We start from the raw sequence: 15524 nt of genomic DNA on the forward strand, positions 1-15524 counted from the left end.
CTCCTAGCGCCCAGACAGCGCTTGAACACGCTGTTGTGCATATTGTTTCAAACTACTGTCGATCGACGGAATCTTCGCTGCGCTTCGATACGCATTAAGCGCATCGTGGAAACGCTGTGACTGCTCAAACGCATAACCTAGCCCAACCCACCAACGAGGAACCTGATTATTCAATTGCAAAAGCTGATAATAGTTTTGAGCTGATTTTGTATAGTTACCACTCTGTTGGTACGCACTCGCCAATAACTCATAGAACTCTGTATCTTGCTTCATTGCAGGCTTATCTTTTTCCAGTAAGGAAACCGCTTGAATCTGCTGATCTGAGGTTAGCCAAATACGAGCCTGCAGCTTGCGTAAAGCAGTATCTGATGGGAATAGCACCAAGCTATCAGACAATACGCGCTCAGCTTTTTGTTGATTACCCGTCGACAGATACAACGTCGCTAATAAACGTCTAGAAGCCAAAGAGTTAGATACCTGCTCCGCTATACTTTTCAGCAGCAACGTTTCAGCATCAGCCAACTTACCTTGATTTATCAAACGCCTCGCCCGATCAGCTGACTGCTGATCTGACAATTTAGCCGTTACTTTAGTTACAGGTTTACTTGGTCGACTCTTTTCAGCCATGACATCATTTGGGTGCGCAACTTGTAACTCTTTTCCTGACTTAATCGCGTTAGTCTTTTTAATAATCTCTTCTATTTTTTCAGTTGTTTCTACCCCCTCTTCTAAAGAGTGGTTTTCAGAAACAACTTGAGGCACATGCTCAACAGCTTCAACATTGGATTCTTTGGCAATTACACCCAAAATTAGCGTGGTTGGTGCTTGTTGAACACGGAAGGCAAACTGACTGTCTCTTAGGGTTGTAACTGTCAGCAAAGCACGATCAGATTCGGTATTTAAATCGACGCTTTTCACCAACCCATTACTAATACTAGGCAACGCTGACTGCAAAATCGCATCATCAAAAGCGATAACAATCACATTTGCATTTTGGCTAACCACTTGCACATCAGCAGCGCCATCTAGACGAACGACAAGATCTCCACCTTGGTCCGTTCCAGCCCACTTTATCTCAGTAATAACAGTTCGACTTGGCTCAACAGGTTCTACTTTAGACTCCACAACGACAGGCACAGCTGGAGTTGGCGCAACCTCAGGTGTTACAGGCTGATCTGTCATTCCCTTAGAAGATAGAGCTGGTTGAACCTCTTTATTTCCTACAGCAGACGAGGAAGACTGATCTTGCCAAAGAAGCCAGGCAGTCATTAATAAAGCACTGAACCCGATAAACCACAGTATCAATCGCGGTAAGCTATTGGGCTTCTCCACCTCCACAGTTTGAGCAGCTTTAATACTCGACTGATTTCCATCCATACTTACTGGGCGCTCATTGCGCTGCTCCAAATCTCGGAGCATGTCATTGACCAGACTCACTTAAGGATACCTAAATAAACAAAGATGATTGTTACAGTGAACAGCAAGCCTATACTTCCCCAAATTAACGGCAGTGGGTTGCTTGGAATGGAAATCCCCTCGGTATCCTCAATCGCCCTGAAAACATGGTCTCCATCTACTTTAAGGTCACCTTTCCCATAAGCAGCCATTAATGCTTTATGGCTTAATATATTTATCAACCTAGGAGTACCACCCGAGGCTTGAGCGATTTTTCGAGCTGCGTCGCGTTTAAATAACGACATCCCTTGAAAGCCTGCCCGCTGAATACGTTGATTTATATAATGTTCAACTGCCTCATTATCTAGGTGGCTGAGTTGATAGCTGAAAGTAATACGCTGCAACAGTTGCCTCAAGGACTTCTTACTGAGTAATTCATCCAATTCAGGCTGCCCGAATAGGACAACTTGGAATAGCTTAGCTGATTCCGTTTCTAGATTGGTTAGCAATCTCAGAGCTTCGACTGTCTCTTCTGGAATTGCTTGAGCTTCGTCCACCAATAAAACAACTTTAAGTTTCGCTTGTGCTAACTCAATTAGTTTGTGGTTAATCGCATCTAATAACTCGAAGTGTTCTAAATCTGCGACCTCAAGGCCTATCTCTTTAGCAAAACTTTTTCGAAACTCATCAGGGCTTAAATAGGGGTTAGGAATATAAGCGGTGACATATTCGTCACCTTCCAACGCATTCAACAACTTACGACAAAGTAGGGTTTTGCCAGTTCCGACTTCGCCAACAACTTTCACAAAGCCATCGCCCCCGGCAAGAGCTACCATAATTAAGTTCAACGCTTCATGATGCGTTGGCATATTTAAAAAGAAATGCGTGTTTGGTGTCAAAGTGAAGGGCAGTTCACTCAAACCAAAATGTTCAGTGTACATCCAGCACCCCTATCACATTGCTGGTGTAGATTGCAGACTCTGGAAAGATCGCAAACTGCGCTTTAGCTCATTCTGCAGATTATCGTGGTTAGCTAATACAGGCCGCAACATAATCACAAGTTCAGTTTTACTACCCGCTTGGCGCTTTTGCTTAAACAAGTTACCCACACCCGGAAGATCTCCTAAACCTGGAGTTTTAGCACGTAGATCACTATCTGTAGACTTCATCAAACCGCCAATTACGATCACTTGACCACTCTCTGCACGAACAATACTGTCCGACTCTCGAATAGAGCTTAGTGCCAACGGAATATTGAAATCATCAGTACCTACACTGATCTGTTTCTGCTGATCTACCACTTCAGAAACGGTTGGGTGAATATGTAAAACGATATCGCCACTGGCGCTGATCTGTGGTGTGACATCCAACGCAATACCCGAGAAGAAAGGTGTCAGCTCAATACTCGGTGACGAAGTGGTGCTCGTACCTGTCGTTGTGGTGTTTTCAACTTCAGTAACAAAGAACTCATCTGTACCCACTTTTATTACAGCTTTCTGATTATTCACGGTAGATACGCGTGGGCTAGACAACACCTGCACATCACCCTGACTGCCTAACAGTTCAATTACCGCTGTGAAATCACCAATACTAAGATCAGCTTTGAAGATACCACCAATACCATCATCATTATTCAGATCAACTGAAGACTGACTAAATAGAGCAGTATTACCTTGACCCGGCTTGCCTAATACAGACCAGTTAACACCTGCCTGGAAACCATTATTCAGCGTTACTTCTAAAATTTTTGCTTCAATCACTACCTGACGATGCAGGATAAGTTCAGCTTGTGCCAAATATTCACGTACAGTGGAAAGTTCGCTTGGTAGTGCACGTACTACAACAACACCTGTCTGCGGGGTTACAACTACTTTGCGTCCTTCACCAGCAACAATAGTGTCTAGGGTACTTTTTAAGTTACCCCAAAAATTTGTCGACGTTTTAGTACTGATACGAGTACCAATTACTTCCTCTGCACTCGAGTTTTCACCTGAAGTACTCACTGAACCTGCGCTCACTTGAGTATCAGATGTGCCATCACGCTGAATGTCTAAGTAATTAATCTGGAACAGTTCAGTTTGTAAGGAAGCTGGCAATACTTGATATAGGTTACCAGTACGTTCGAATTCATAACCGTAGACACGCTGCACTGCTTGCATAACTTCAGCGACACTTACATTTTTTAATTCAAGTGAGATGCTACCGCCAACCGCTTCATGAACGATCATGTTATACGGTGTACCTTGTACCAACCCCATGAAGAAATCTTTTGCAGGCAATGCTTCCGCCGTAATATCAAAACGTTCTTCATTTGTAGTCTGGCTGTTTTGTAACTCAAGGGGAGGTAAAAGCGCAGGAACAAGAGGCGGTGGAGGGGGCGCTGCAGTAACCGCTTTCAGATTCTCTTCAATCGCTGCTTCAATTGCGGACTCACCTACTTGCTTAGTGGTCGTCCCAGCAACAGGAGGAAGAGCCTGACAGCCACTTAAGACAAGAACACTGCCCATCGCAATAGTACTGAAAATACGTTTCATCATTATTTCTAGCCTATTTCCCACTCTTAACTTTGCTAAAACCCTTTCGTTCAGCTAAAGAGATCATCTGATATTCACTTCCAGTGTTCAACTTAACTCCTGTACGGTTGATTTCGACCACTTCGGCACCATCAACCAGATCACCCTTCTGCACACGTTGACCATTAATAATCGCAGAAGGGATTCGCTTACCCACAATTAGAGAACTGAGAACATACCCCTGCTCAGGCTTTTTGATATCGCCGACTGAAACATATGTAGCCAAAGGCTTTGTAGGATCAGCTGGTAAGCGCTCGGCGTAAATGCAACTACTGCCAAGTAATGTAATTAACAAAATGACTAATTTAGGCACCTAACCACCCCGCTTCAGAGCTTAAGGTATGAACTTTAATCTTCACTTTTGCAGCAGGATACTCGTCAACTTTGTATTCCAAAGCATCCCAAAAGAACACACCATCCAGCTGTTCTATTTTCTGCAAATAGTCATATAAACCCTGATAAGTCCCTTCCAGCTCTAATTCAAATGGATGAATAAAAATTACAGCTTGCGGACCCATAGGCTTGGTATCTTTATCAACATCAACTGGCTTATCATTTAACTGTTTAGCTACAACAGGTAGGCTTTTGGCACTCACAAGCGCAATGCCTTGTTCGTTGGCTAATACTGATCTTAACAAAGTCAGCATCTGATCAGGCGAAACTAGGTTGGTAGCAGCACGCTTAATATCCTGATTAGCTTCAGATAACTGACTACGCAAACGTTTTAGCTCAGCTCTTGCCTCGACGTTAGGATCTTTAGGTTCCTGACTCTTTAGCAACTGTAAAACTCGATCTTGAGCATCGATGCTGGTTTGCATAGCTTCGATTTTACTTGGCACCTTTTGCAATACGATCATTGCAGGCTCGATTAAGAACACAAAGGTCAATGCTAAAGGAGCTACTAAGCCAACTACAAGCAACATGATACGTTCACGTGCCGTTAGCTCATTCCATTTACTGTCCCACTCCTGCCAACGTTTATTCATAACTGCGCAACTCCGCTAAAGCCTCAAAGCGCACACCACTACCTTCAGCGTTTACAGTTAGCGTATTAACATTCATACCTTGGAATTCTTCAGTACTAGCAATCGATTCAATCATGGAAGCAACTGACGGGCCATCGACAGCACCACCACCCAAAGCAAAACTGCGGTTATTATTATCAAGTACAAATTGACTTAACCAGCTTTCCGTTAATGAAGCATCAGCCAAGGCATAGAGATAAGACGAGAAATTAACACTCTGAGCTGGTTGCACTTTATGCAATAAACTTTGTAACGCTTTCCGTGCAGCAATCTCATCTTTTAAGCGTTGCTGTTCAGCCAAAATTTCTGGCTGTACTTGAAGATTACTAAAGCGCGCTTGCTCTGTAGCGACTGCTTCGTCGATCTTAACTTTGTCCTGTTGCAGTTTAGCGAACGTGCTTTCCTGTTCAGATGCATACCACTTCAAACCGAGTCCACATAACAGAACAACCGCAATCGCTGCTATAGCAACTGTGACGCTCCCTTGCAGGCTTAAAAGTTCGAATTTCTTTTTTGATTTATGAGGGTTATAGAGGTTAATTCGTTGTTTCACTTAACCACCTCAGTTATAGCAAATTCAGTGCGTAACGCCGCAGCAATAGCGACAGTAGCCTGATTTTGGAGAGACTCAGTAAGGTCTATATCGGATGAAATAAGGTTATTAAGATCTAATGAGTGAATATCAAGCGCTAGGCTATATCGTAATTCGTTCATTAGCGGCGATTCATCCGCTTGCATGGGCATCACAAGTAAGCGCACACAAGGTGGTTTACCTACTTGGCTTTCGTAATAATCAAGAGAGCGCTGAAGTTCAAGTACAGCAGCTGATGCGTTTTCAGGAGCTGATGCATGGCAATAGCTAAGATTACGAGTGAAATATAAAGCGCTATCAGAGAGAAGATTAATCGAACTGCCCTCTTCACCAATATTGAATACAGCTAAACCAGATTCACTATCAGCAAGGTCTTCCGTTAAGTTAAGCAAAGCTAACTCAGGCACATCGACAGCAGCTATATCCAAACCTATTTCACTGCACCAATCAACCCATAGATCTACCTTGGCCTGTTCGGCAGCTATTGCATAAACCATACGGCTGCGGCTTCGATAGGCGTCCTCTGGTAGGTCAATATAATCAATTACGGCTTGTTCGACATCAAAGGTAATCAAATCTTTGATACGCCAACGCAAAGCTTCAGTAAGCTCTTCGTCTGGTACTTCAGGGCGCTCTACAAGATGGATCTGATAGCTAGATTCCGGCAAAACTAATGAAGTTTTCGAACCCAAAAGGTTATTCGCTTCTATCAAATCCCTGAAACGTTTGGGCTCAACTAAAGGATTAGTGGATGCGCTGTACTCACAGCAGACAAGTTCTGGCTGAGTATGACCATCTCGAACATGTGCAAAAGAAACACCTCCCTTATTGATAACGAGGGAAGTTAAACCGTTTACCGCAGACTTTTTCTTAAGAAATGAAAGCAAGCGTTAACTCCTGCACTGTTCGCTTAATTCTCTTACAACAAATCTACCGAGCTTAAACGATCGTTTCAATCGAAAAACCCAAGATTAATGATTAAGTAAAAATTCAGTAACCGTGTCGGCCATATAAGGAATAACTTAACAGAATCTATATGAATAAGCTGCCCTACCGCATTGTTTTATCAGATATAAGAGAGAAAAAAGTTACTTTATAACACCATAGTTTATTGATCATTCATTCATCAATAGAACTAAAGCCATAAACAAGAAGCTCCGTCTAGCTGCACATGTAAGCACAGCTAGACGGAATAAGATCAACCTACAATACAAACACCATGGTCAACGTAATGGATTTGGCCCGTTACACCCTCAGAGAGCGGTGACATAAAGTAGAGGCAAGAGTTACCTACTTCTTCGATTGTTGGTAATTTACCATCACAAGCCATCTCTTCATTATGCTGTAGCATGGCATCAAAGTCTTTAATTCCTCCGGCAGCACGCGTCGCTATAGTTCCTGGTGAAATAGAGTTCACACGAACCCCCTGAGGTCCAAGGTCACGTGCTAAATAACGAGTTGCGGCCTCTAAAGCGGCTTTAGCACAACCCATAATGTTGTAATCACCTGTAGCCAAGGCACTACCGAGGTAAGAGAAGTTAATTAGCGAACCACCATTTTTCATAAGCCCTTTAGCACGCGCTGCCATATCAATAAATGAATAGCAAGAAATGTCCATAGCCTGTAAGAAACCGGTACGTGAACATTCAGAAATAGGGGCATGTAGATCCTCTAACGGACAGAAAGCTAAAGAGTGAATCACACCGTCTAACTCTCCCCATTTAGACTCTATCTCGGAGAACACAGCATCCATCTGTTCAGGTACGGAAACATCTAGAGGCATAAATATATCCGCCTCAAGCTCCTCTGCTAAAGGGCGCACGAAGCGCTCAGCTTTATCATTAAGATAAGTAATGGCCAACTCAGCACCCTGGGCTTTCAAAACCTTCGCGCAGCCATAAGCGATACTTTTATCATTAGCGATACCAACAACAAGTACTTTCTTCCCAGCCATTAACAAGTTAGACATTCCTTAAACCCTTATAAATAATCGAAACTGATTCCTATTTTACGCATACGCACAATACAAATATATGACGGTACCGGTAAAGGGGTCGGTAAGAAATAAGATGTTGATCTGAGGCAATGAAGGACAGCGAAAGACAGCGAAGGATAGCGAAGGATAGCGAAGGATAGTGTTTAGTTTAGTATTAGGTTTAATTAAGACAACTCATCCGTGCGCGCTTATCTGCTTTTACCCGATTTTATCCGCTTCAAGCAGCACCTATCTGCTCTTAACCATATTTTATTGCCCACAACGAAAAAACCCCGATCACAGCGTGACCGGGGTTTTCTCTTAATTAAATGCTTGGCGATGACCTACTCTCACATGGGGAAGCCCCACACTACCATCGGCGATGTTGCGTTTCACGTCTGAGTTCGGGATGGATTCAGGTGGTTCCACAACTCTATGGTCGCCAAGCAAAACTGTTACAACTTAGATCTGATTCTTCTTTTATTTGATCTAGATAGTTTATCGACTGTAGCTTAACTACGCGCTAATTCGTTACTCTCTATCGTCTTACATATCTTACAAGTCACTTACCAAACGCCTTGGGCGTTATATGGTCAAGCCTCACGGGCAATTAGTATTGGTTAGCTCAACGCCTCACAGCGCTTCCACACCCAACCTATCAACGTCGTAGTCTTCAACGGCCCTTTAGGGGAATCAAGTTCCCAGTGAGATCTCATCTTGAAGGAGGCTTCCCGCTTAGATGCTTTCAGCGGTTATCCCGTCCGAACGTAGCTACCCGGCAATGCAATTGGCATCACAACCGGTACACCAGAGGTTCGTTCACTCCGGTCCTCTCGTACTAGGAGCAACTCTTCTCAAATCTCAAACGCCCACGGCAGATAGGGACCGAACTGTCTCACGACGTTCTAAACCCAGCTCGCGTACCACTTTAAATGGCGAACAGCCATACCCTTGGGACCGGCTTCAGCCCCAGGATGTGATGAGCCGACATCGAGGTGCCAAACACCGCCGTCGATGTGAACTCTTGGGCGGTATCAGCCTGTTATCCCCGGAGTACCTTTTATCCGTTGAGCGATGGCCCTTCCATACAGAACCACCGGATCACTAGAACCTACTTTCGTACCTGCTCGACGTGTCTGTCTCGCAGTCAAGCACCCTTCTACTCTTGCGCTCATTGCATGATTTCCGACCATGCTGAGGGTACCTTCGTGCTCCTCCGTTACTCTTTGGGAGGAGACCGCCCCAGTCAAACTACCCACCACACAATGTCCCCGATCCCGCTTAGGGAACTGGGTTAGAACCTCAACATTACCAGGCTGGTATTTCAAAGGTGGCTCCACCTGAACTGGCGTCCAAGTTTCAAAGCCTCCCAGCTATTCTACACAAGTAATGTCAAAGTCCACTGTGAAGCTGTAGTAAAGGTTCACGGGGTCTTTCCGTCTAGCCGCGGGTAAACTGCATCTTAACAGCTATTTCAATTTCACTGAGTCTCGGGTGGAGACAGTGTGGCCATCGTTACGCCATTCGTGCAGGTCGGAACTTACCCGACAAGGAATTTCGCTACCTTAGGACCGTTATAGTTACGGCCGCCGTTTACCGGGGCTTCGATCAAGAGCTTCGCATACGCTAACCCCATCAATTAACCTTCCGGCACCGGGCAGGCGTCACACCCTATACGTCCTCTTTCGAGTTTGCAGAGTGCTATGTTTTTAATAAACAGTCGCAGCCACCTGGTATCTTCGACCGCCAACAGCTTAGAGAGCAAGTCTCATCACCGTCAGCGGCGCACCTTCTCCCGAAGTTACGGTGCCATTTTGCCTAGTTCCTTCACCCGAGTTTTCTCATACGCCTTAGTATTCTCTACCTGACCACCTGTGTCGGTTTAGGGTACGGTTAGTCATAACCTGAAGCTTAGAGGATTTTCCTGGAAGCATGGCATCAACTACTTCAGTCCATAAAGGACCTCGTCATCGGTTCTCGGTCTTAAGGACCCGGATTTGCCTAAGTCCTCAACCTACTACCTTAAACGCGGACAACCAACGCCGCGCTAGCCTAGCCTTCTCCGTCCCCCCATCGCAGTTATGAGCAGTACAGGAATATTAACCTGTTTCCCATCGGATACGCTCTTCAGCCTCTCCTTAGGGGCCGACTCACCCTACCTCGAATAGCGTTGGATAGGAACCCTTGGTCTTCCGGCGGGGAGGGTTTTCACCTCCCTTATCGTTACTCATGTCAGCATTCGCACTTCTGATACCTCCACGGTGCCTTACAGCTTCCGCTTCAACAGCTTACAGAACGCTCCTCTACCATGCACAAAGTGCATCCGTAGCTTCGGTGTTATGCTTAGCCCCGTTATATCTTCCGCGCGGGCCGACTCGACTAGTGAGCTATTACGCTTTCTTTAAAGGGTGGCTGCTTCTAAGCCAACCTCCTAGCTGTCTAAGCCTTCCCACATCGTTTCCCACTTAGCATAAACTTTGGGACCTTAGCTGACGGTCTGGGTTGTTTCCCTTTCCACGACGGACGTTAGCACCCGCCGTGTGTCTCCCGTGATTGAACTCATGGGTATTCGGAGTTTGCATCGGGTTGGTAAGTCGGGATGACCCCCTAGCCGAAACAGTGCTCTACCCCCCATGGTTAGACACGAGGCACTACCTAAATAGTTTTCGAGGAGAACCAGCTATCTCCGAGTTTGATTAGCCTTTCACTCCTATCCACAAGTCATCCGCTGGCTTTTCAACGACAGTCGGTTCGGTCCTCCAATGCATGTTACTGCATCTTCAACCTGCCCATGGATAGATCACTCGGTTTCGGGTCTACTCCTAGCGACTGGACGCCCTATTAAGACTCGGTTTCCCTACGGCTCCGCAAATGCTTAACCTTGCCACTAAAAGTAAGTCGCTGACCCATTATACAAAAGGTACGCAGTCACCGTCCGAAAACGGCTCCCACTGCTTGTACGTACACGGTTTCAGGGTCTATTTCACTCCCCTCACAGGGGTTCTTTTCGCCTTTCCCTCACGGTACTGGTTCACTATCGGTCAGTCAGGAGTATTTAGCCTTGGAGGATGGTCCCCCCATATTCAGACAGCGTTTCACGTGTGCCGTCCTACTCGATTTCACTTTAAAAGACCTTTCACATACGGGGCTATCACCCACTATGGCCACACTTTCCAGAGTGTTCTGTTAAATCTAATAAAGCTTAAGGGCTGGTCCCCGTTCGCTCGCCGCTACTTAGGGAATCTCGGTTGATTTCTTTTCCTCTGGGTACTTAGATGTTTCAGTTCCCCAGGTTCGCCTCTAATAACCTATGTATTCAGTTAAAAGATACCTATAAATAGGTGGGTTTCCCCATTCGGAAATGTCCGGATCAAAGGTTGTTTACCACCTCCCCGAACCTTATCGCAGGTTACAACGTCCTTCATCGCCTCTGACTGCCAAGGCATCCACCGTGCACGCTTAGTCACTTGACCATATAACCCGAAGGCGTCTGGAATCACAGTAACTTGTATTGCTAGTAACGATAGATTTCGCCGAATTGGCGCATGCAGTAAAACTACATGTCTTAAATCTAAATCAAATGAATCAAATCCAAATTGTTAAAGAGCGTTTAAAGCAAAAAAGCTTTAAAAGATAATGTCTTAACCGACAATATGTTTTAAAACTCTTCCTTCTCATCCTTAGGATGATGGTGGAGCTATGCGGGATCGAACCGCAGACCTCCTGCGTGCAAAGCAGGCGCTCTCCCAGCTGAGCTATAGCCCCAAAGAAAACAGTAAGGCTATTATTGGTAGGCCTGAGTGGACTTGAACCACCGACCTCACCCTTATCAGGGGTGCGCTCTAACCAGCTGAGCTACAAGCCTACACCGTTGCTCTTAACTTCTCTGATCAGATAATTCGTGTGAACGCTTGCCGAGAATCGGCTTTCGTTTAAGGAGGTGATCCAGCCCCAGGTTCCCCTAGGGCTACCTTGTTACGACTTCACCCCAGTCATGAACCACACCGTGGTAACCGCCCTCCCGAAGGTTAAGCTAGCTACTTCTGGTGCAATCCACTCCCATGGTGTGACGGGCGGTGTGTACAAGGCCCGGGAACGTATTCACCGCGACATTCTGATTCGCGATTACTAGCGATTCCGACTTCATGGAGTCGAGTTGCAGACTCCAATCCGGACTACGACCGGTTTTCTGAGATTAGCTTACCCTCGCAGGTTCGCGGCCCTCTGTACCGGCCATTGTAGCACGTGTGTAGCCCAACTCGTAAGGGCCATGATGACTTGACGTCGTCCCCACCTTCCTCCGGTTTGTCACCGGCAGTCTCCTTAGAGTTCCCACCCGAAGTGCTGGCAAATAAGGACAAGGGTTGCGCTCGTTACGGGACTTAACCCAACATTTCACAACACGAGCTGACGACAGCCATGCAGCACCTGTCTCAGAGTTCCCGAAGGCACGAAACTATCTCTAGTAACTTCTCTGGATGTCAAGAGTTGGTAAGGTTCTTCGCGTTGCGTCGAATTAAACCACATGCTCCACCGCTTGTGCGGGCCCCCGTCAATTCATTTGAGTTTTAACCTTGCGGCCGTACTCCCCAGGCGGTCTACTTATCGCGTTAGCTGCGCCACTAAAAGATCAAGTCTCCCAACGGCTAGTAGACATCGTTTACGGCGTGGACTACCAGGGTATCTAATCCTGTTTGCTCCCCACGCTTTCGCACCTCAGTGTCAGTATCGGTCCAGGTAGTCGCCTTCGCCACTGGTGTTCCTTCCTATATCTACGCATTTCACCGCTACACAGGAAATTCCACTACCCTCTACCGTACTCTAGATTGGCAGTATCAGGTGCAGTTCCAAGGTTGAGCCCTGGGCTTTCACATCTGACTGACCAATCCACCTACGCGCGCTTTACGCCCAGTAATTCCGATTAACGCTCGCACCCTCCGTATTACCGCGGCTGCTGGCACGGAGTTAGCCGGTGCTTCTTCTGCAGTTAACGTCACAGCTAGCAGGTATTAACTACTAACCTTTCCTCACTGCTGAAAGTGCTTTACAACCCTAGGGCCTTCTTCACACACGCGGCATGGCTGCATCAGGCTTGCGCCCATTGTGCAATATTCCCCACTGCTGCCTCCCGTAGGAGTCTGGACCGTGTCTCAGTTCCAGTGTGGCTGATCATCCTCTCAGACCAGCTAGAGATCGTCGCCTTGGTGAGCCATTACCTCACCAACTAGCTAATCTCACGCAGGCTCATCCAATAGTGCAAGGTCCGAAGATCCCCTGCTTTCCCCCGTAGGGCGTATGCGGTATTAGACCAAATTTCTCTGGCTTATCCCCCGCTACTGGGTAGATTCCTACGCGTTACTCACCCGTCCGCCACTCGTCATCAACTAGCAAGCTAGTCATGTTACCGTTCGACTTGCATGTGTTAGGCCTGCCGCCAGCGTTCAATCTGAGCCATGATCAAACTCTTCAGTTTAAATCATTTGTGTTACCAGGAATGTGGTAACGGGCTCTAGTACTAAACAACCGGATAACATTCTTAAGAACGTTAAACCTTTGTAAATCGCTTTAAATGAATTCACTTGGTTGCTTGTCTAGAAAAAGTTTGCTTCTTCTCAACAAGCGCCCACACGAATTATCTGATCAAATTGTTAAAGAGCGTTGCTTTTTTGACTCTCCGCTGACTCAGCGTTTCGTCTCAAGCGAGGCGCATATTCTACTGTGCGCTCATTCAAAGTCAACCGTTTATTTTGCAATTTTGTAAAAAGCTTTTACTCAGCAACCGGACTTTGAATCCTGCTCCGTAAGAAATCTTAAAAACCAATGTTTTCAATCACTTACTAAGCACCTCACTCAGCTCTGCAGCCCCTTTAAAAGCGGCCTCCCTAAGCAAGGACGGCGAATTCTACAGACATCTGAAAAAGGGTCAACACCCAATCTTAAAAAAAGCGCAAAAAGTGAATAAATATTCAATATTGTTTATTAGTTATACAGCGTTGATCGCTAAATACTCTACGGACATAAAAAAACGGTGCTTACCTCTCAATAAACACCGTTTTTATAATAACTATCTAGCTCTCAACTACTATTTACTATTTACTATTTTCTTCTTGCTCTTCTTCTGCAGCAGCGAATTCATCAGACAGTTCTTCATCATCAGTATTCTTTCTTACAAAGATCACACCTAAGATGATGCCCGTTTCAAACAGCAGCCACATTGGCACAGCCAACAAGCTTTGTGAAATCACATCTGGCGGCGTTAACAACATCCCTAAGACGAAACAACCAACGATTACATATGCACGCTTTTGTCTCAGACCAGCAACAGTTGCAGCACCAGACCAAATCAGTAGCAGAGTAGCAATCGGTATTTCAAAAACGATACCAAATGCAAAGAAAAGCTTTAGTACGAAATTCAGGTAGCTGCTGATATCCGTCATTACCGCAACATTTTCTGGCCCAACGCTGGTAAAGAAACCAAAGATAAGCGGAAACACAACAAAGTAGGCAAATGCGATACCGGCATAAAATAGAAAGATACTCGATATTAACAATGGTATCGCAAAGCGCTTTTCATGCTTATATAGGCCTGGCGCGATAAAGCCCCATATTTGGTGCAATACAAATGGCATCGCCAAAAAGATTGCGGCGAAAAGCGTTAGCTTAAAGGGCGCAAAGAATGGAGAAGTTACATCTGTCGCAATCATGCTTGTGCCCGATGGCAACAATGCAGTTAATGGCGATGAAAGATAGGTATACAGATCATTGGCAAAATAAAATAAGCCAAGAAAGAAACCCAAAATAATAAGTAGGATAAACATTAGCCTCTGGCGTAACTCAACCAGATGGCTAATTAATGGCTGTTCCTGATCGTGTTCAGGCTGCGGATTGCTCATGCTTTTCCTGTACTGCTATTGTCATCAGCCTTGCTAGGCTCATTCGCAGATTGAGGCTTTTCTTCTGTTGCTTCTGGCGGAACAATCTTAGAGCTAACTGGAACTTCTTCTTTTAATGCATCGTTGAACGGCTGACGCATCTCATTAAGTTCTTTTTCTAACTCGTGTTTCTGAATAGCCGTTGTACGTTTTAACTCTTCTACTCTTAGCTCTTCGCTAATTTCCGTCTGTATAGATGAGACAGTACGCTTTATACGCCCCATCCACATTCCGACGGTCCTTACAGCAGTAGGCAATTTATCTGGTCCAAGAACAACCAATGCAACCACTGCAACAATGAGCAGCTCGGTAAAACCGATATCAAACATAGTTAAAGCCTGTTATTTGTCAGACTTCTGTTCAGCTTTTACGTCGTCAGCTTTTTTAGCCTCAGTAAAATCAGCGTCTTCCTGTTTGATCTGTTTGTTTTCAGCTTCTTCTTTGGCTTTTTCTTCTTCTGTCATGGCTTTTTTGAAGCCTTTAACAGCACCACCTAGATCGCTCCCGATGTTTTTGAATTTTTTAGTACCAAAAATCAGAATAATAATGGCCAAAATAATCAATAGCTGCCAAATACTGATACCACCTAAACCCATTTTTACTCTCCGCTATCACATAGCAGCTCTTTTAACTGCCATCATAGAAATCTGTTGGAATGATCCACGTTACACGTTTTGAGAACGCCTTAGGATCTGTATTTATTTTTTAGTGCGAGACGCTTTTTCTTCTAGGCCCGATAGATCGAATCTACGTGCCAATTCATCTAAGACTGCCTGCGGTTCTTCACCTAGGTGCGACAATGCAACTAAGCTGTGAAACCAAAGATCGGCTGTTTCATAAATGACATCTTTATTGTCACCGCTGGTCTGCGCGTCTTTAGCAGCCAGAATTGTTTCTGTTGCTTCTTCACCGACCTTCTCTAAGATCTTATTCAAGCCCTTAGCGTGTAAGCTAGATACATATGAACTATCTGGGGCTGCTGATTTACGCTGTTCCAGAACTTCACCCAGCTGAGTTAATACGTCACTCATT

Annotated in this window: 12 protein-coding genes, 2 tRNA genes and 3 rRNA genes; all 17 read right to left on the reverse strand. The window is 45.4% G+C overall.

Annotated features, from left to right (window positions below; genetic code table 11):
• Positions 1-3 precede the first annotated feature (3 nt).
• Positions 4-1437, reverse strand: a complete 1434-nt coding sequence (locus ACMXYU_RS16535) for a tetratricopeptide repeat protein (RefSeq protein WP_415899521.1) — start codon at positions 1435-1437, stop codon at positions 4-6.
• Positions 1434-2336, reverse strand: coding sequence for an ExeA family protein (locus ACMXYU_RS16540; RefSeq protein WP_415899522.1), 903 nt, complete (start codon positions 2334-2336; stop codon positions 1434-1436). The genes ACMXYU_RS16535 and ACMXYU_RS16540 overlap by 4 nt, the downstream gene beginning before the upstream one ends.
• 12 nt (positions 2337-2348) lie before the next feature.
• On the reverse strand, positions 2349-3932 hold the full coding sequence (gene mshL / locus ACMXYU_RS16545) for a pilus (MSHA type) biogenesis protein MshL (RefSeq protein ID WP_415899523.1): 1584 nt from the start codon (positions 3930-3932) through the stop codon (positions 2349-2351).
• 10 nt (positions 3933-3942) lie between these two features.
• Positions 3943-4281, reverse strand: a complete 339-nt coding sequence (locus tag ACMXYU_RS16550; RefSeq protein ID WP_415899524.1) for a hypothetical protein — start codon at positions 4279-4281, stop codon at positions 3943-3945.
• Positions 4274-4954, reverse strand: coding sequence for a type II secretion system protein GspM (gene gspM / locus ACMXYU_RS16555; RefSeq protein WP_415899525.1), 681 nt, complete (start codon positions 4952-4954; stop codon positions 4274-4276). Before gspM ends, ACMXYU_RS16550 begins: the two co-directional genes overlap by 8 nt.
• Positions 4947-5546, reverse strand: a complete 600-nt coding sequence (locus ACMXYU_RS16560) for a hypothetical protein (protein ID WP_415899526.1) — start codon at positions 5544-5546, stop codon at positions 4947-4949. Before ACMXYU_RS16560 ends, gspM begins: the two co-directional genes overlap by 8 nt.
• A complete protein-coding gene (gene pilM, locus ACMXYU_RS16565; RefSeq protein ID WP_415899528.1) occupies positions 5543-6472 on the reverse strand; it encodes a pilus assembly protein PilM in 930 nt (309 codons plus the stop codon). Before pilM ends, ACMXYU_RS16560 begins: the two co-directional genes overlap by 4 nt.
• A gap of 311 nt (positions 6473-6783) precedes the next feature.
• On the reverse strand, positions 6784-7554 hold the full coding sequence (fabI, locus tag ACMXYU_RS16570) for an enoyl-ACP reductase FabI (protein WP_415899529.1): 771 nt from the start codon (positions 7552-7554) through the stop codon (positions 6784-6786).
• 337 nt (positions 7555-7891) lie between these two features.
• Positions 7892-8007, reverse strand: a 5S ribosomal RNA gene (gene rrf / locus ACMXYU_RS16575).
• A 142-nt stretch (positions 8008-8149) separates the two neighbouring features.
• Positions 8150-11033 (reverse strand): 23S ribosomal RNA (locus tag ACMXYU_RS16580).
• A 216-nt stretch (positions 11034-11249) separates the two neighbouring features.
• A tRNA-Ala gene (locus ACMXYU_RS16585) sits at positions 11250-11325 on the reverse strand.
• Between the two features lie 23 nt (positions 11326-11348).
• Positions 11349-11425: transfer RNA gene (locus tag ACMXYU_RS16590), tRNA-Ile, on the reverse strand.
• Between the two features lie 68 nt (positions 11426-11493).
• Positions 11494-13033: ribosomal RNA gene (locus ACMXYU_RS16595) — 16S ribosomal RNA — on the reverse strand.
• Together the 16S, 23S and 5S rRNA genes with 2 tRNA genes alongside form the textbook arrangement of a ribosomal RNA operon.
• 616 nt (positions 13034-13649) lie before the next feature.
• On the reverse strand, positions 13650-14453 hold the full coding sequence (tatC, locus tag ACMXYU_RS16600) for a twin-arginine translocase subunit TatC (RefSeq protein WP_415899530.1): 804 nt from the start codon (positions 14451-14453) through the stop codon (positions 13650-13652).
• On the reverse strand, positions 14450-14821 hold the full coding sequence (gene tatB / locus ACMXYU_RS16605; RefSeq protein ID WP_415899531.1) for a Sec-independent protein translocase protein TatB: 372 nt from the start codon (positions 14819-14821) through the stop codon (positions 14450-14452). Before tatB ends, tatC begins: the two co-directional genes overlap by 4 nt.
• 12 nt (positions 14822-14833) lie before the next feature.
• A complete protein-coding gene (gene tatA, locus ACMXYU_RS16610) occupies positions 14834-15088 on the reverse strand; it encodes a Sec-independent protein translocase subunit TatA (protein ID WP_415882862.1) in 255 nt (84 codons plus the stop codon).
• A gap of 102 nt (positions 15089-15190) precedes the next feature.
• A complete protein-coding gene (locus ACMXYU_RS16615; RefSeq protein WP_415882863.1) occupies positions 15191-15523 on the reverse strand; it encodes a phosphoribosyl-ATP diphosphatase in 333 nt (110 codons plus the stop codon).
• Position 15524 lies beyond the last annotated feature (1 nt).

The sequence above is a fragment of the Neptuniibacter sp. QD48_11 genome, from assembly GCF_047778095.1.
Taxonomy (GTDB): Bacteria; Pseudomonadota; Gammaproteobacteria; order Pseudomonadales; family Balneatricaceae; genus Neptuniibacter.

Coding starts and splice junctions, on each gene's coding strand:
- ACMXYU_RS16540 (WP_415899522.1), bottom strand. CDS start 2,336: ATGTACACTGAACATTTTGGTTTGAGTGAACTGCCCTTCACTTTGACA.
- mshL (WP_415899523.1), bottom strand. CDS start 3,932: ATGATGAAACGTATTTTCAGTACTATTGCGATGGGCAGTGTTCTTGTC.
- gspM (WP_415899525.1), bottom strand. CDS start 4,954: ATGAATAAACGTTGGCAGGAGTGGGACAGTAAATGGAATGAGCTAACG.
- fabI (WP_415899529.1), bottom strand. CDS start 7,554: ATGTCTAACTTGTTAATGGCTGGGAAGAAAGTACTTGTTGTTGGTATC.
- tatC (WP_415899530.1), bottom strand. CDS start 14,453: ATGAGCAATCCGCAGCCTGAACACGATCAGGAACAGCCATTAATTAGC.
- tatB (WP_415899531.1), bottom strand. CDS start 14,821: ATGTTTGATATCGGTTTTACCGAGCTGCTCATTGTTGCAGTGGTTGCA.
- tatA (WP_415882862.1), bottom strand. CDS start 15,088: ATGGGTTTAGGTGGTATCAGTATTTGGCAGCTATTGATTATTTTGGCC.
- ACMXYU_RS16615 (WP_415882863.1), bottom strand. CDS start 15,523: ATGAGTGACGTATTAACTCAGCTGGGTGAAGTTCTGGAACAGCGTAAA.